The following is a 15,947-nucleotide window of genomic DNA, read 5'->3' as shown; positions in this document are numbered from 1 at the left end:
CTACCAGGCGGCAGAAAGGCACGGGCCGTGGCGTCCACGGTCACCTCGAAGGCGTCGGAGAACTCGACGGCTTCCGCCCGCCCGGGATACGGCCGGCTGCTGCGCACCCGCGGCGCCTGGACGTTCCTGCTCCCCGGCTTCGCGGCACGCCAGCCGTTCGCGATGCTGACCATCTCCATCGTGCTGCTGGTGCAGCACACCACCGGCTCGTACGGAGCGGCGGGCGCCGCCGCGGCCGTCACCGGTGTCTCCATGGCCCTGTTCGCGCCCTGGAGCGGCCGCCTCGCCGACCGCTACGGGCAGCGCACCGTGCTGATCCCCGGAGTGCTGCTGCACGCGCTGTCCGGGCTGACGCTCACCGCGCTCGCGCTGCTGGACGCGCCCCTGTGGGCGGTGTTCGTGGCGGCAGTCCCCACCGGTGCCTCGGTGCCGCAGGTCGGCCCGATGGTGCGGGCCCGCTGGGGCGTGAAGCTCAAGGACTCGCCGCTGATGACCACCGCCGCGGCCTTCGAGTCCGTCACGGACGAACTGACCTTCGTGGTCGGACCGCTGCTGGCCACCGCCCTGTGCACGGCCGTCGACCCGGCCGCCGGACTCGTCACGGAGGCCTCGCTGACCCTGATCGGCGGTCTGCTGTTCGCCGCGCAGAAGAGCACCCAGCCCTCGGTCGCCGCCGACGGGCACGCGCGCGTGGAGCACGGTTCGGCGCTGCGCGTCCCCGGGGTGCGCGTCCTGATCGTGACCTTCCTCGGCATCGGCACCGTCTTCGGCGGCATGCAGGTCTCCCTGGCCGCGTTCACCGAGTCGATCGGCGAACCGGGCCTGAACGGCGTCCTCTACGGCGTCTTCGCGGCGGGCAACATGATCTCCGGCGTAGTCTGCGGCGCGATCGCCTGGAAGGCGGCCCCGCAGCGGCGCCTGGTCATCGGCTACACGGCCCTCGCCCTCACCGCGTCGGGCCTGTGGGCCGCTCACTCGGTGCTGGTCCTCGCCGGCCTCGGCCTGCTGGTCGGCATGTGCATCGCGCCTGCCCTGATCACCGGCTACACCCTCGTCGACAGCCTGGTCCCGGCCGGTGCCCGCACCGAGGCCTTCACCTGGCTGACCGGAGCGGTGGCGCTCGGCCAGGCCGCCGCCGTCACGGTCGCCGGGCAGCTGGAGGACCGCTTCTGGGGAGGCGCCGGTTTCCTGGTGCCGATGGGCGGCACGGTACTGGCCCTGGTGACCCTCCTGGCACTGCGGTCCCGGCTGGCGGCGCGGGCCAACGGCCGGACGGTCGCACGTGGCGTGGGTCACCGCGTGCCGGTGGCAGTGGACTGAGCGGCCGGAATACGTCACTATGGATCGTCGTTAGCACTCATCGAGTGAGAGTGCCAGGAGGAAGACAGTGCCGACCTACCAGTACCAGTGCACCGCGTGCGGCGAGGGCCTTGAGGCGGTGCAGAAGTTCACCGACGACGCCCTCACCGAGTGCCCGAACTGCCAGGGCCGCCTGAAGAAGGTGTTCTCGGCGGTCGGCATTGTCTTCAAGGGCTCCGGCTTCTACCGGAACGACAGCCGCGGTTCTTCGTCGAGCAGCTCCCCGGCCGCGAAGTCGTCGAGCACCGCGTCCTCGGGTTCGTCGTCCTCCGACTCCGGCTCGTCGAGCACCGCTTCGAGCTCGTCGTCGAGCACCGGCAGCTCCTCCAGCAGCAGCAGCACCACCGCCGCGTAAGGCCTGATTCTTACGGGACCCTGTCGCCCTCGGGCGACGGGGTCCTCGGCATTTCCGCGTGCGGTTAGGGTGCGGGCATGGCGAACAAGGCGAACGTGACGGACCAGGGGGGCGCCGGGATCGGCGTCATCGGCGGCTCGGGGTTCTACTCCTTCCTCGACGACGTGACCGAGATCCAGGTCGAGACCCCGTACGGTCCGCCCAGCGACTCCCTCTTCCTCGGTGACGTCGCCGGCCGGCGGGTCGCCTTCCTGCCCCGGCACGGACGGGGCCACCACCTGCCGCCGCACCGGATCAACTACCGGGCCAACCTGTGGGCGCTGCGCTCGGTCGGCGTGCGCCAGGTCCTCGCCCCGTGCGCCGTGGGTGGCCTGCGCCCCGAGTACGGGCCGGGCACGCTGCTGGTACCGGACCAGCTGGTCGACCGCACGAAGTCCCGCGCGGGCACCTACTTCGACGGGCTGCCGCTGCCCGACGGCTCCGTGCCGAACGTGGTGCATGTGTCGCTGGCCGACCCGTACTGCCCGGCCGGGCGGGCCGTCGCACTGAAGGCGGCGCGCGGCCGGGACTGGGAGCCGGTGGACGGCGGCACGCTGGTCGTCGTCGAGGGGCCGCGCTTCTCGACCCGTGCGGAATCGTTGTGGCACCAGGCGCAGGGCTGGTCGGTGGTGGGCATGACCGGCCACCCCGAGGCGGCGCTCGCCCGTGAGCTGGAGCTCTGCTACACGTCCCTGACCCTGGTCACCGACCTCGACGCGGGCGCCGAGACGGGCGAGGGCGTCTCGCACGACGAGGTGCTGCGGGTGTTCTCGGCGAACGTGGACCGGCTGCGGGGGGTGCTGTTCGACGCGGTGGCCGGGTTGCCGGCGGAGGACGAGCGGGACTGTCTGTGTACCGCTGCGCTGGGCGGGATGGACCCGGGGTTCGCGTTGCCGTAGCCGACGGCTCGAGGGGGCGGAACTTGCCGTTCGGGTGAGGGAGTTGTCCACAGGACTGTGATGGGTCCACAGGCCTGCGCGGGCGGCGGCGCGGGGCCTCATCGTGGGGAGCGCAAGCCGTTCCCTCGTCGCAGGTGGTGGTCCCCGTGTCCCTCGCTCGTCCCTCGGTCGTGCCCTCGTCTCCCTCCTGGTCCCTCGCCCCGTGCCCACCCGGGGCGCAGGTGCCCGCGACCCGTGAGGTGCCGCGGTTCGAGCCGGTACGGGTTCGCGGGGGCCACCGGTCCGGCCGGCTCGTCCGGCACCGGCGGCGGGCCGTGGCCGTCGGGCTCGCGGTCACCGCGACGGCACTCGTGGCGGCGGGCCCGCGCGGCACGGACGGGGCCCGTGGTCATCCCCGGGCGCAGCCTCCCGCGCACACGGCCTCAGTGTCCGGGGAGCAGCCCGCGCCGATGCGCCGAGCCGCGGGGGCGGTGACGGCCCCGGTCCGGATCTCCGACGCGGCCACGGTGCGGCTGCTGCGGCCCGGCGACCGGGTCGACGTCATCGCCGCCGAGCAGACGGCGCCGGGCGGCGATGCCCGGGTGGTGGCGCGCGGGGCCAGGGTGACGAAGGTGCCGGAGCCGGTGGAGGGCGCGGGCGACAGCGGGGCGCTGGTCGTGCTGTCGGTGCCGCGGGTCACCGCCGCGCGACTGGCCGGCGCGAGCGCCACGGGGCGGTTGGCGGTGACGCTGTGGTGACGCGGGCCGTGGCGTCGGGTGCGGTGGTGTCGGGCGCGGCCCCGTCGCGTCCTTCATTAGGGGGACCCAGGTACTCGGTTCGGCCCAACGTTGACGTAGGTTGCGGAGCGTTTTGTTCCACAAGCTGCTCGTGTGAGGAAAGGCCCCGGGGTGAGCGAGAAGAAGGAACCGAGTCTCTGGGAGGGCTTCAAAGCCTTCCTGATGCGCGGGAACGTCGTCGATCTGGCGGTGGCGGTGGTGATCGGTGCCGCCTTCACCAACATCGTCAGCGCCGTGGTGAAGGGGATCATCAACCCGGTCGTCGGTGCCATCGGGACCAAGAACCTCGACCACTACAGCTCGTGTCTGAGCTCGACCTGCCAGGGCGAACAGGGCATCCAGATCCTGTGGGGCTCCGTTCTCGGCGCCACCCTGAGCTTCGTGATCACCGCGGCGGTCGTCTACTTCCTGATGGTCCTGCCCATGGCGAAGTACCTCGCCCGGATGGAGGCGCGCCGGAAGGCGAAGGAGGGCGCTCAGGAGGTCATGGACGTGACCGAGCTGGAGGTGCTGAAGGAGATCCGAGACGCGCTGATCGCCCAGCGCGGCTCGGGGCACGACCGGCAGTAGCGGCGCTGCGGGCGGCGTTCCGGGCCGGTCGGAGGGCGCTGCGGGCGGGCGCCCGGCCGGTTCAGAGGTGGTGGGGCGGCTTCTCGTCCAGGAAGCGCTTGAGGTCCGCCGAACTGCCGCCGGAGTCGGTGCGCTCGCCCCATCCGCGGTCGGTGTCGTCGGAGGACTGCTGGTCGAGCGGGTCGTCGAAGACCAGCGCGGGCTTCGGCTCGCGCGGCTCGGGGCCGGGGACGGTACTCATGCAACCAGGGTACGGTCGCGTGCGACCAAGGTGCGGTCGCGGAGACATTCCCCGCGCCTTCTGCTGTGCTGGGACGCATGACGTCCAGCCCCACTCCCCCGCCCGTCCCCTCCGGCGCGCACGGCGGCCGGGGACCGCTGCGCAGGCTTCGGGCCCGTGGCCGCGACGAGGCGCACCGGACGGCCTCGCCGCTGGAGCTCTTCTTCGACCTGTGCTTCGTCGTGGCCGTCGCCCAGGCGGGCATCGAGTTGGTGCACTCCGTCGCCGAGGGGCACGCGGGCCAGGGGATCCTCGACTACGCGATGGTGTTCTTCGCCCTGTGGTGGGCGTGGATGAACTTCACCTGGTTCGCCTCGGCGTACGACAACGACGACGTCCTCTACCGGGTCGTCACGCTGGTGCAGATCGCGGGTGTGCTGGTCCTCGCGGCAGGGGTCTCGCAGGCGTTCGAGGAGCACGAGTACCTCGTGGTCTGGCTGGGCTACGCGATCATGCGGGTGGCGTTGGCGGCGCAGTGGCTGCGGGCGGCCCGGGCCGCCGAGGGCCCGGAGCGCACGACGGCCCTGCGCTACGCCGGCGGCGTGCTGGCGTGCCAGGTCGGCTGGCTGGGGCTGCTGTTCCTGCCCGAGGGGGCCCGGCCCTGGTGGTTCCTGGTGATGGCGCTGCTGGAGATGTGTGTGCCGCCGTTGGCGGAGCGGGGGCACAGCACGTCCTGGCATCCCCGCCACATCGCGGAACGGTACGGGCTGTTCACCATCATCGTGCTCGGCGAGACGATCGCGGCGGCCACGGTCGCGGTGAAGTCCGGCATCGACGAGAACGACGCGCTGGGCGAGCTCCTCCCCATCGCGGCAGGCGGGCTGCTGATCATCTTCGCCGCGTGGTGGATCTACTTCGTGGTGCCCATCCACGGCCATCTGCGTTCCAACCGGCAGGCGTTCCTGTGGGGCTACGGCCATTACCTGGTGTTCGCCGCGGCTGCGGCGATCGGGGCCGGGCTGGAGGTGGCGGTGGAGCAGACGGTCGGCAAGGCGCACATCTCCACGCTGGCCGCGTCTGCGGCGGTGACGTTGCCGACGGCCCTGTACCTGCTCACGGTGTGGGCGCTGCACTCACGCCACTTCAAGCGGGGCATCACCCAGCAGCTGGTGCTGCCGACGACGGCCCTGCTGGTGATCTGCTGCACGTTCCTGGGTCACTGGGCGGTGTTCACGGCGGGTGTCGTGTGCGCGCTGTCGGTCGTGGCCGGAGAGACCCTGGCCGTGCGCCTGACCGCCCGGGACAGCGGCCACGTGCATCGGGCCGGGTGAGGGCGCCCTCGTTCCGGTCCCCCGGACATCAACGATCCGGTCCCCCCGGACATCGACGGGCTGACGCGGCACCCACCGGTTCGGTACGCCCGCCGGAGCCGACGGCTGGACGAGACTGTGCCTCATGACAGTTGACGCACTGACGGATGTCTCCGGCCTGCGGGTGGGGCACGCCACCCGCACCGGCGACGGTTGGCTCACCGGCACCACGGTCGTGCTCGCCCCGGAGGGCGGGGCCGTGGCCGCCGTGGACGTGCGGGGCGGCGGGCCCGGCACCAAGGAGACGGACGCGCTGGATCCGCGCAACGTGGTGCGGACGGTGGAGGCGGTCGTGCTGACCGGTGGCAGCGCGTACGGGCTCGACGCCGCGTCGGGGGTGATGGCCTGGCTGGAGGAACGGGGGCGCGGGATCAGGGTCGGGGCGGACCCGGCGCAGGTCGTGCCGGTGGTGCCCGCCGCCTGCGTCTTCGACCTGGGGCGGGGCGGCGACTTCCGGGCCCGCCCGGACGCGGCGACCGGCCGGGCCGCGGTCGAGGCGGCCGCGGCGAGCGAGCTCGGCGCGCAGGTGCCCCAGGGGTGCGTGGGCGCGGGCACGGGAGCGGTGGTCGGGGTGGTCAAGGGCGGTGTCGGCAGCGCGAGCACGGTGCTCGGCTCGGGGATCACGGTGGCCGCGCTGGTGGTGGCCAACGCGGCGGGATCGACGGTGGATCCGGAAACGGGGGTGCTGTACGGGGAGTTGTTCCAGGGGCGGGTGGAGTACCCGGAGGCGGAGGTCCACGCGGCCGCGCAGCGGCGTCTGGCGGAGACGGCTGCGAGGAGCACGCCACCGCCGCTCAACACCACGCTGGCGGTGGTCGCCACGGACGCGGATCTGTCCAAGGCCCAGGCGCAGAAGCTGGCCGGCACGGTGCACGACGGCATCGCCCGCGCGGTGCGTCCGGTGCATCTCCTCAACGACGGGGACACGGTGTTCGCGCTGGCGACCGGCGACCGCGCCCTGGACGCCGCGAACCCGCTCGCCCTGAACGAGATCCTGGCGGCGGGCGCGGACATGGTGACGCGCGCGATCGTCCGGGCCGTACGGGCCGCGGAGCCGGTGGACGGTCCGGGCGGGACATGGCCGTCGTACGGGGAGTTGTACGCGGGCCGCTGAACAGGCCTGCGGCGCTCAGCAGATCCACAGGGGAACCGGAATTTGTCGCGGTTCTGTCACGTGACGGCCTCCATGGGGAACGGACGGAACCCGACCGGCTCCCCGCCCCCTCCTCCCTCACGTACTGGAGCGGATCACGCAACATCACATGAACTGGGAGCAGCCCGTGACAACGCCGAACATTTCAGCGCGGCGCACTCTGGGGGCCTGTGCCGCCCTGGTGGTCGGCGCCCTGACGCTCACCGCCTGCGGTGGCAGCGCCAACGCCAAGGACGACGAGAAGGGCGGCGACGGCGGCACCAAGACGTCCGTCGCGAAGATCGCCATCTCGGCGAAGGACGGTTCGACCGGCGCGTCCATCAACAGGACCGGCGTGAAGGTCAGCGACGGGAAGCTGACCGACGTGAAGATGACGGTGGCGGGCAGCGACCAGGCCGTGCCGGGTTCCATCTCCGGCGACGGCAAGGCCTGGAAGCCGAAGGAGCAGCTGGAACGCGGGACGAAGTACCAGATATCGGCGACCGCCAAGGACACGGACGGCCGGACGGCCGCGGCCAACTCGATCTTCACGACGGTGACGTCCTCGAACAGCTTCATCGGGACGTACACGCCGGACAACGGCACCACGGTCGGTGTGGGCATGCCGGTGTCGTTCACCTTCGACAAGGCCATCACCGACCGCAAGACCGTGCAGTCGCACATCACCGTGACCTCCAGCAGCGGCCAGAAGGTCGTCGGGCACTGGTTCAACGGGCAGCGGCTCGACTTCCGGCCGCAGGAGTACTGGAAGGCCGGCTCCAAGGTCACGATGAACATCGACCTGGACGGGGTCGAGGGCGCGAACGGCGTCTACGGCGTGCAGAAGAAGACGGTCACCTTCACGGTGGGCCGTTCGCAGGTCTCCACGGTCGACGCCAACACCCAGACCATGACGGTCGTCCGGGACGGCAAGACCGTCAAGACGATCCCGATCTCGGCGGGCAGCCCGCAGCACACCACCTACAACGGGCAGATGGTGATCTCGGAGAAGTTCGTCCAGACCCGGATGAACAGCCGGACGGTCGGGCTGGGCGGTGAGTACGACATCCCGGACGTGCCGCACGCGATGCGTCTGACGACGTCCGGCACCTTCATCCACGGCAACTACTGGTACAACAAGGGCAACCCGCCCTTCGGGCGTCAGGGCACCAGCCACGGCTGCGTCGGCCTCGCGGACGTCCAGGGCGCCGGAGGCAGCACGCCCTCCAAGTGGTTCTACGACAACTCGCTCATCGGCGACGTGGTGATCGTGAAGAACTCCCCCGACACGACGGTGGCGCCGGACAACGGGCTCAACGGCTGGAACATGGCGTGGAGCCAGTGGGTCTCGGGCGACGCTTCCTGACCAGCTGAAAGACCGCTCCAACTGGGGTTTTTGACGGGCCGACCGGGCCGCGCGGGAACATTTCGCGCGGCCCGCTCGTTTTCCCGGACGTACGTTTTCTCGGTTCCCGGACATGATGTCCGACCGAGGGGCTACGGTATGCACCCACAAGGTGACATGCAGCAACGCCGGGAGAAACCTTGAGCGTTCCGTACGAGACGGCAGCGTACGAACCCCACGACTCGCCCGAGTCTCCGGAGGAGCACCTCGCGCGACTCCTCGGCCGCGCCCTGAACTCCTTCGAGCTACCGGACGAGACGATAAGGCGCCTGGACTGTGCGCTGGCGCACGACGGTTCACTGCACTCCGCGCACCACAGCGCGGGCCTGCACCGGGAGACGTACCGGCACACGTGGCTGCTCGCCGACGGTTCGGCGCTGACGCTCTGGGAGCTCGTCCACAACACCGCGCCGGGCAGCGAACCGCAGCACGAGGTGTACATCGACGAGGAGGAGCTGCGCGCCGCCACCACGCGGCTGCCGCTGCCGCCGGAGACCCCGGACTTCGAACTGCCGGTGGCGGTGCAGGTGTCCCCCGTCCCCGCGCCCCGGCAGGCGTACGCCGCGGAGAACTCGGCGGACCACGCGCGCAGGTTACTGCGCCGGGCGGAGAACACCGACCGGCCGGGCGCGGACATGGCGGCCCTGCTGGCCACGGCGTCCGGGCACCTGATCACCCAGGCCTTCGGCCGGCCGTGCCGCGCGGGCCGGGCGGGACTGGGTTTCTCGCTCTACGAGCACGCGTTCCTGCTGCGCGACGGCGAGGAGCTCTCCCTCTGGGAGGTCGAGCACACGGCGACGCCGGACGGGCGGCACATGTGCGAGGTGTACGCCAGCGAGGACGCGGCGCGCGAGGCGATGGAGCGGCGCGCGGCGCAGCTCTCCTGAGACGCCCGGCAGGACCTAGAGGCCTCTGTCGCCGAGTTGGCGCACCAGCTCGGCGAAGGCGTCTCTCTCCTCGGGGGTCAGTTCCACGGACTCCGACCGGGGGCCCGTCTGCCGCTGTTGCGGGAGGGCGGGGAGAGGATGGCCTTCGGGCCACCGGGAGACGTGCTCGGGCATGCGTCCCAGTAGACACCACGGCCCGGGACTTCGGTCCCGGGCCGTGATTTTCGTGATCTATCTCGCAGGTGGCATGAACGGTTCACACACCCCGAAAGGTGCGAACCTCGCACCGCTTCACGCCGCGACGGGCTGCTTCGTCTCCGCCTTCCGGTCCGCGCTGCCCGCACCGGAGGCCGGGGCGGCACCCGGGGCCGGCTTGCGCATGCCCTTCAGGACGACGACGAGGGCCGTCGTGACGCAGACGCCCGCGGCGATGGCGACCAGGTAGAGGAACGGGTTGCCGATCAGCGGGACCACGAAGATGCCGCCGTGCGGGGCGCGCAGGGTGGCGCCGAAGGCCATCGACAGGGCACCGGTGACCGCGCCGCCCGCCATGGAGGCCGGGATGACGCGCAGCGGGTCGGCCGCGGCGAAGGGGATCGCGCCCTCGGAGATGAAGGAGGCGCCGAGCACCCAGGCGGCCTTGCCGTTCTCGCGCTCGGTCTGGGTGAAGAGCTTGCCGCGCACGGTCGTCGCCAGGGCCATCGCCAGCGGCGGGACCATGCCGGCCGCCATCACCGCGGCCATGATCTTCATCGCCGAGTCGCTGGGGCTGGCCACCGCGATGCCGGCCGTGGCGAAGGTGTAGGCGACCTTGTTGACGGGGCCGCCGAGGTCGAAGCACATCATCAGGCCGAGGAGTGCGCCGAGCAGGATGGCGTTGCTGCCGGACAGGCCGTTCAGCCAGTCGGTCATGCCCTTCTGGGCCTCGGCGATGGGCTTGCCGATGACGACGAACATCAGGAACCCGACGATCGCCGAGGAGATCAGCGGGATCACCACCACGGGCATGATGCCGCGCAGCGCCGCCGGGACGTTCACCTTCTGGATCGCCATCACGACGCCACCGGCGATCAGACCGGCCGCCAGGCCGCCGAGGAAGCCGGCGTTGATGTTGAACGCGATCATGCCGCCGACGAACCCGGGGACGATGCCGGGCCGGTCGGCCATGCCGTAGGCGATGTAGCCGGCCAGGACCGGGACGAGGAAGCCGAAGGCGACACCGCCGATCTGGAAGAACAGAGCCGCCCAGCTGTCGGCCTGCAGCCACATGAAGTGGTCCATCACCGAGGGGGCCTTGTCGACCTTGTAGCCGCCGATCGCGAACCCGAGGGCGATCAGCAGACCGCCCGCGGCGACGAACGGCACCATGTAACTGACGCCGGACATCAGCCACTTGCGCAGCTTGGTGCCGTAGCCCTCGCCGGAGTCGCCGGAGCGCTCCACCGGAGTGGCCGGGGCGGATCCGGAGGTGACCTCGCCGCGCGCGGCCTTCTCGCGGACCTCGGCGATGAGTTCGGCCGGGCGGTTGATGCCCGCCTTCACACCGACGTCGACGGTGGGCTTGCCGGCGAACCGCTCCTTCTCCCGCACGGGCACGTCGTGGGCGAAGATCACGGCGTCCGCCGCCGCGATGACCTCCGGGGCGACCCGGGTGAAACCGGCCGAGCCCTGGGGCTCGACGGTGATGTCGACGCCCGCCTCCCGGCCGGCGTTCTCCAGCGACTCGGCCGCCATGTAGGTGTGGGCGATGCCGGTCGGGCAGGAGGTGACGGCGACGATGCGGAACGGGCGCTTCTCGCCCTCAGCGGTGTCGCCGGCTTCGTCGGTGACCGTGGCGGCGGCGGGAGAGGCCGCTCCCGCCGACGCCACGGGGTCTTCGGAACCCGCGGATGCGGGTGTGTCCGGCTCGTCGCCGCGGATCAGGGCCGCCGCGGCCGGCGCGTCGCTCGCCGCGCGCAGGGCGTCGGTGAACTCGCTGTTCATCAGCTGCCGGGCCAGCGACGACAGGATCGTCAGATGGGCGTCGTCCGCGCCGGCCGGCGCGGCGATCAGGAAGATCAGGTCGGCGGGGCCGTCCGGGGCGCCGAAGTCGATGCCGTCGGCGCTGCGTCCGAAGGCGAGCGTCGGCTCGGTGACGTGCTCGCTGCGGCAGTGCGGGATGCCGATGCCGCCGTCGAGGCCGGTCGGCATCTGGGCCTCGCGGGCGGCCACGTCGGCGAGGAAACCGTCCAGGTCGGTCACCCGGCCCAGGGCCACCATGCGCTCGGCGAGGGCACGGGCCGCCGCTTCCTTGGTGTCGGCGGACAGGTCGAGGTCGACCAGTTCCGCCGTGATCATGTCGCTCATCGCGGGCTCCTTAGCACGCGTATCGCCCGGTGGGAGGGGTGGGCGGGGAGGGGGACGGGGGTGCGGTGGGGGGTGACGGGAGTGGAGGGGGCGGGTAACGGGGAGGCCCGCCGCTCGCGCGTCGGTCCGCGCAGCTCGTCGTAGGTCATGACACCGGCTCCTTCAGAACGCGGTCCGCCGGGACCTCGGACGTGACCGTCACCGCCGCCGGGTCCAGGTCACGCGGCGTCGGCATCACACTGCCGGGCAGTTGGACGGCCGCCGCGCCGTGCGCGACCGCGGAGGCCAGGGCCTCGGGGCCGTTGCCGCCGGCGATCAGGAAACCGGCGAGGGAGGAGTCGCCGGCGCCCACGTTGCTGCGGACGGCGGCCACGCGGGCGCTGCCGAACCAGGCGCCCTGGTCGGAGACGAGCAGCTGCCCGTCGGCGCCGAGGCTGGCGAGGACGGCCCGGGCGCCCATCTCGCGCAGTTCCTCGGCGGCCTTGACGGCGTCGCCGACGGTGGCGAGGGGGCGGCCGACGGCCTCGGACAGTTCCTCGGCGTTCGGCTTGACCACGTCGGGCCGCTCGCGCAGGGCCGCGAGCAGCGCGGGCCCGGAGGTGTCCAGGGCGATCCGCGCCCCGGCGGCGTGCGCGCGGGCGACCAGCTCGGCGTACCAGGAGGGGGCGAGTCCGCGGGGAAGGCTGCCGCAGCAGGCGATCCAGGCGGCGTCGCGGGACTGCTGCCGCACGGTCTCCAGAAGCAGTTCCCGCTCGGCGTCGGACAGTTCGGGGCCGGGCGCGTTGATCTTCGTCAGGACGCCGTCGGACTCGGCGAGGGCGATGTTGGAGCGGGTGGCCCCGGCGACCGGTACGGGCGCGACCTCGATGCCCTGCTTGTCGAGCAGGTCGGCGACGAGGGCGCCCGGGGCGCCGCCCAGGGGCAGGACCGCCACCGTGCGCTGCCCCGCCGCGGCGACGGCACGCGAGACGTTCACGCCCTTGCCGCCCGGGTCCATCCGCTCGCCGGTGGCGCGGATGACCTCGCCGCGGTCGAGGGACGGCACCTCGTAGGTGCGGTCCAGGGACGGGTTGGGGGTGACGGTGAGGATCATGCGCGCACTACTTCCGTGCCGCCGCGCTCGATCGCGACGGCGTCTTCGGGGCTCAGCCCGCTGTCGGTGATCAGCAGGTCCACATCGCTCAGGTCGCCGAAGCGGGCGAAGTGCTCCTGGCCGTGCTTGGAGGAGTCGGCGAGCAGCACCACGCGGCGGGCGGCGGCCACGGCCGCGCGCTTCACGGCGGCCTCGGCGAGGTCGGGGGTGGTCAGGCCGTGCTCGGCGGAGAAGCCGTTGGCGGCCACGAACAGCACGTCGGCGCGGATCTCGCCGTACGCCCGAAGCGCCCAGGCGTCCACGGCGGCGCGCGTGCGGTGCCGTACGCGCCCTCCGATGAGGTGGAGCTGGATGCCGGGGTGGTCGGCGAGGCGGGCCGCGATGGGGAGGCTGTGGGTGACGACGGTGAGGGAGGCCTCCAGCGGGAGGGCGGCGGCCATCCGGGCCACCGTCGTCCCGGCGTCGAGGATCACCGTGCCCTCGACGGGCAGTTCCGCGAGGGCCGCCTTGGCGATGTTGTCCTTCTCGTCGGCGGCGGTCGTCTCGCGCTCGGCGAGGTCCGGCTCGAAGTCGAGGCGCCCGGCCGGGATGGCCCCGCCGTGCACCCGGCGGACCAGACCGGCGCGGTCGAGGGCCTTCAGATCCCGGCGGATGGTCTCCGCCGTCACCTGGAACTCCTCGGCCAGCGACACGACATCCACTCGGCCGCCGTCACGGGCGAGCCGGAGGATCTCCTGCTGCCGCTCCGGTGCGTACATGTCCGTTCGCCTCCGCCTCATGCCCGAACGTGTGGTTTCAGCGGGAGGCTACGCCGAGATTTCCGCAAAGTAAACAGGTTCGGACCCAATCGGGCATGAGCGGAAACGAGGGCGGGCCCGGCACCCGAGGTGCCGAGCCCGCTGGATCCGCGTCCGCCGCGGTGCGTTTCCACCGCTCTCAGGAGACGAGCGCCGGTTCCTTCTCCACCGCCGCCTGCTCCCCCTCCACATGCTGCGCGGGCCGTTTCGGCAGCGCGAACATCAGCAGGAAGATGGCGCCCATCACCGCGGCGACCCAGCCGAGCGCGTTCTGGAAGGCGTCCGCGAAGGCCGGACCGACCTGCTCCCGCCGCAGATGGTCGGAGATCGTGCCGAAGAACACCACCGACACCAGGCCGAGCCCCAGCGCGTTGCCCATCTGCTGCACGGTGTTGATCAGCCCCGAGGCCGAACCGGCGTGCTCGCGCGGCACCTCCGAGAGGATCGCGTCGGTCAGCGGCGCGACGATCAGGCCCATGCCCACGCCCATCACGACGAGCGGGAGGGCCATCTGCCAGGGAGCTATGGCGAGGCCGTAGTGCCCGGCCTCCCAGATGTAGAGGAGCACCCCGGCCGCCATCACCAGCGCGCCCGCCTGGAGCACCTTGCGCCCGAACCGCGGGACCAGCTTCTGCACCGACATCCCGGCCGCCACCGACACGGCGATCGAGAACGGCACCCCGGTCAGCCCGGCCTTCAGCGGGCTCCAGCCCAGACCGAACTGCATGTACAGCGTCCACACCAGGAAGAACACACCGAGCGCGACACCGAAGACGGTCTGCACGGCGATCCCGGCCGCGAAGCTCTTCACCTTGAACAGCGACAACTCGACCAGCGGGGAACCGTCCCGCGCGGCCTTGCGCCTCTCGTACGCCACCAGCGCCGCGAGGACGACGAGCGAGCCGGCCATCGAGACGTACCCCCACACCGGCCAGTCCAGCTCGCGGCCCCGGATGAGCGGGTAGAGCAGCATCAGCAGGCCCAGTGTCACGAGCGCGACGCCCACCAGGTCCAGCTTCAGGGCGCGCGGCGCCTTGGACTCGGTGATGAAGCGGCTGCCGAGGATCAGGCCGGCGACACCCACCGGCAGGTTGATCAGGAAGATCGACCGCCACTCCCAGCCGAACAGGTTCCACTCGGTCAGCAGCGCGCCGAGCAGCGGGCCGGACACGGCCCCGAGACCGACGACCGCGCCGAACAGCCCGAAGACCTTGCCCCGCTCGTGCGCCGGGAAGGTCGCGTGCACGATCGACAGCACCTGCGGCACCATCAGCGCCGCCATGCCGCCCTGCAGGAACCGCGAGGCGACCAGCATCTCCGGGTTCACCGCGAGACCGCACAGCGCGGAGGCGACCGTGAACCCGCCGATGCCGACGAGGAAGATCCGCTTGCGCCCGTGGATGTCGCCGAGCCGTCCGCCGGTGATCAGCCCGGCGGCGAAGGCGAGGGCGTAACCGGCGGTGATCCACTGGATCTCGCTGAAGGACGCGCCCGCCTCCCGCTGGATCGACGGGATGGCGATGTTGACGATCGTCACGTCGACGAGGTCCATGAAGGCCGCGGTCATCACGATCGCGAGGGCGAACCAGCGTCGGCGGTCGGTCCCGCCGCCCGCCGTGCCGAGGGTGGTGTCGGTGGAGTTCATGGTTCGAAGTTAGACCCCCATTAGGTCAGATCGTGTCCTAGTGGTGCGGCATCCTCATCTGTATGACGACGGACACTCCGGCCCGGCTGCTGACGCTCCTCTCCCTTCTCCAGACGCCCCGCGAATGGCCCGGGGGCGAGCTCTCCGAGCGGCTCGGGGTCTCCCGCCGCACGGTGCGGCGGGACATCGACCGGCTGCGCGAGCTGGGCTACCCCGTGCAGGCGACCAAGGGCGCCGACGGCGGCTACCGGCTGGTCGCCGGCAAGGCCATGCCGCCGCTCGTGCTCGACGACGAGGAGGCCGTGGCCATCGCGGTCGGGCTGCGCGCCGGGGCCGGGCACGCGGTGGAGGGCCTGGACGAGGCCTCGGTGCGGGCACTGGCCAAGCTGGAGCAGGTGCTGCCGGGCCGGCTGCGCCACCGCGTGACCACCCTCCAGGCCGCGACCACACCACTGACCAGCGGGGACGGGCCGAGCATCGCGCCCGAGACCCTGACCGTCATGGCCTCGACGGTGGCCGGGCACGAGCGGCTGCGGTTCGCCTACCGGGCCGCGGACGGCACCGAGTCGCGGCGCCTGACGGAGCCGTACCGGCTGGTGTCGACGGGCCGCCGCTGGTACCTGGTCGCGTACGACATCGACCGGGACGACTGGCGCACGTTCCGCGTCGACCGGGTCAGCGAGCCGTTCGCCACCGGGGCCCGGTTCGTGCCGCGCGAGCTGCCGACGGGGAGCGCGGCGGAGTACCTGCGGCGGTCGATGCAACGGCAGCAGCCGTCCTACGACTTCGAGGTCACGTTCGCCGCGCCCGCCGACTTCGTCGCCGCCCGGGTGCCCAAGTGGCTGGGCACGCCGGAGCCGTTGGACGACGGCAGCTGCCGGCTGCGGGGATCGGTCGGCGACGCGGTGCAGTGGGTGGCGTTCCGGCTGGCGATGCTGGAGTGCGACTTCGTGGTGCACGAGCCAGAGCAACTGGTGACGGCCGTACGGGAGTTGGGGGCGCGGTTGAGCAGGGCGGCCGGCGGACGGGACGTCGGCGGGGTGTGAGCCGTCGC

16 protein-coding genes are annotated in these 15,947 nt (G+C 72.1%); 10 read left to right on the top strand and 6 right to left on the bottom strand.

Translation table 11 applies throughout. From position 1 onward, the window contains the following. The first annotated feature begins 27 nt into the window (after positions 1 to 27). The 5 genes from AB0G20_RS18640 (at position 28) to mscL (ending at position 3,998) form a co-directional block, all read left to right on the top strand. A complete protein-coding gene (locus AB0G20_RS18640; protein WP_361303306.1) occupies positions 28 to 1,320 on the top strand; it encodes an MFS transporter in 1,293 nt (430 codons plus the stop codon). Between the two features lie 67 nt (positions 1,321 to 1,387). Further along, a complete protein-coding gene (locus AB0G20_RS18635) occupies positions 1,388 to 1,714 on the top strand; it encodes an FmdB family zinc ribbon protein (protein WP_361303303.1) in 327 nt (108 codons plus the stop codon). A gap of 77 nt (positions 1,715 to 1,791) precedes the next feature. Continuing rightward, a complete protein-coding gene (locus AB0G20_RS18630) occupies positions 1,792 to 2,652 on the top strand; it encodes an S-methyl-5'-thioadenosine phosphorylase (RefSeq protein WP_361303300.1) in 861 nt (286 codons plus the stop codon). Between the two features lie 221 nt (positions 2,653 to 2,873). After that, entirely contained in the window at positions 2,874 to 3,389 is a 516-nt protein-coding gene (locus AB0G20_RS18625; RefSeq protein WP_361303297.1) for a hypothetical protein, read from the top strand. 150 nt (positions 3,390 to 3,539) lie between these two features. Beyond that, positions 3,540 to 3,998: a large conductance mechanosensitive channel protein MscL gene (gene mscL / locus AB0G20_RS18620; protein ID WP_361303294.1), complete on the top strand. Its 459-nt coding sequence runs from the start codon at positions 3,540 to 3,542 to the stop codon at positions 3,996 to 3,998. A 61-nt stretch (positions 3,999 to 4,059) separates the two neighbouring features. Here the strand turns inward: mscL and AB0G20_RS18615 are convergent, their stop codons facing one another. Continuing rightward, a complete protein-coding gene (locus tag AB0G20_RS18615) occupies positions 4,060 to 4,239 on the bottom strand; it encodes a hypothetical protein (RefSeq protein ID WP_361303291.1) in 180 nt (59 codons plus the stop codon). Between the two features lie 77 nt (positions 4,240 to 4,316). Here AB0G20_RS18615 and AB0G20_RS18610 point away from each other — a divergent pair, with 77 nt between their 5' ends. The 4 genes from AB0G20_RS18610 to AB0G20_RS18595 all read left to right on the top strand — a co-directional run bounded on the left by AB0G20_RS18610 (position 4,317) and on the right by AB0G20_RS18595 (position 9,012). Beyond that, positions 4,317 to 5,549 carry a low temperature requirement protein A gene (locus tag AB0G20_RS18610; protein WP_361303288.1) on the top strand — a complete coding sequence of 411 codons (1,233 nt, stop codon included), beginning with the start codon at positions 4,317 to 4,319 and terminating at the stop codon, positions 5,547 to 5,549. A 124-nt stretch (positions 5,550 to 5,673) separates the two neighbouring features. Then, positions 5,674 to 6,702, top strand: a complete 1,029-nt coding sequence (locus AB0G20_RS18605) for a P1 family peptidase (protein ID WP_361303285.1) — start codon at positions 5,674 to 5,676, stop codon at positions 6,700 to 6,702. A 166-nt stretch (positions 6,703 to 6,868) separates the two neighbouring features. After that, positions 6,869 to 8,086, top strand: a complete 1,218-nt coding sequence (locus AB0G20_RS18600; RefSeq protein WP_361303282.1) for an Ig-like domain-containing protein — start codon at positions 6,869 to 6,871, stop codon at positions 8,084 to 8,086. Positions 8,087 to 8,265: 179 nt separating this feature from the next. Continuing rightward, positions 8,266 to 9,012, top strand: a complete 747-nt coding sequence (locus AB0G20_RS18595; RefSeq protein ID WP_361303279.1) for a DUF6227 family protein — start codon at positions 8,266 to 8,268, stop codon at positions 9,010 to 9,012. A gap of 15 nt (positions 9,013 to 9,027) precedes the next feature. Here the strand turns inward: AB0G20_RS18595 and AB0G20_RS18590 are convergent, their stop codons facing one another. The 5 genes from AB0G20_RS18590 to AB0G20_RS18570 all read right to left on the bottom strand — a co-directional run bounded on the left by AB0G20_RS18590 (position 9,028) and on the right by AB0G20_RS18570 (position 14,893). Next, entirely contained in the window at positions 9,028 to 9,186 is a 159-nt protein-coding gene (locus tag AB0G20_RS18590) for a hypothetical protein (protein ID WP_361303878.1), read from the bottom strand. A 117-nt stretch (positions 9,187 to 9,303) separates the two neighbouring features. Then, a complete protein-coding gene (locus tag AB0G20_RS18585; RefSeq protein ID WP_361303276.1) occupies positions 9,304 to 11,358 on the bottom strand; it encodes a fructose-specific PTS transporter subunit EIIC in 2,055 nt (684 codons plus the stop codon). A 145-nt stretch (positions 11,359 to 11,503) separates the two neighbouring features. Further along, positions 11,504 to 12,451 (bottom strand): 1-phosphofructokinase, encoded by a 948-nt coding sequence (gene pfkB, locus AB0G20_RS18580; protein ID WP_361303273.1) that lies wholly within the window; start codon positions 12,449 to 12,451, stop codon positions 11,504 to 11,506. Beyond that, on the bottom strand, positions 12,448 to 13,209 hold the full coding sequence (locus AB0G20_RS18575; RefSeq protein WP_248503889.1) for a DeoR/GlpR family DNA-binding transcription regulator: 762 nt from the start codon (positions 13,207 to 13,209) through the stop codon (positions 12,448 to 12,450). The genes pfkB and AB0G20_RS18575 overlap by 4 nt, the downstream gene beginning before the upstream one ends. Before the next feature lie 178 nt (positions 13,210 to 13,387). After that, a complete protein-coding gene (locus AB0G20_RS18570) occupies positions 13,388 to 14,893 on the bottom strand; it encodes an MFS transporter (protein WP_361303269.1) in 1,506 nt (501 codons plus the stop codon). Between the two features lie 62 nt (positions 14,894 to 14,955). On the opposite strand from AB0G20_RS18570, the gene AB0G20_RS18565 reads away from it, so the two are divergent. Continuing rightward, complete coding sequence (locus tag AB0G20_RS18565; protein WP_361303266.1) at positions 14,956 to 15,939, top strand: YafY family protein; 984 nt, start codon at positions 14,956 to 14,958, stop codon at positions 15,937 to 15,939. The last annotated feature ends 8 nt before the right edge of the window (positions 15,940 to 15,947 follow it).

The organism is Streptomyces sp. NPDC024017, assembly GCF_040638895.1.
In the GTDB taxonomy this organism is placed as follows: Bacteria; Actinomycetota; Actinomycetes; order Streptomycetales; family Streptomycetaceae; genus Streptomyces.
The sequence above is the reverse complement of the archived record's forward strand: the minus strand, read 5'-3'. Positions and strand labels throughout refer to the sequence as shown.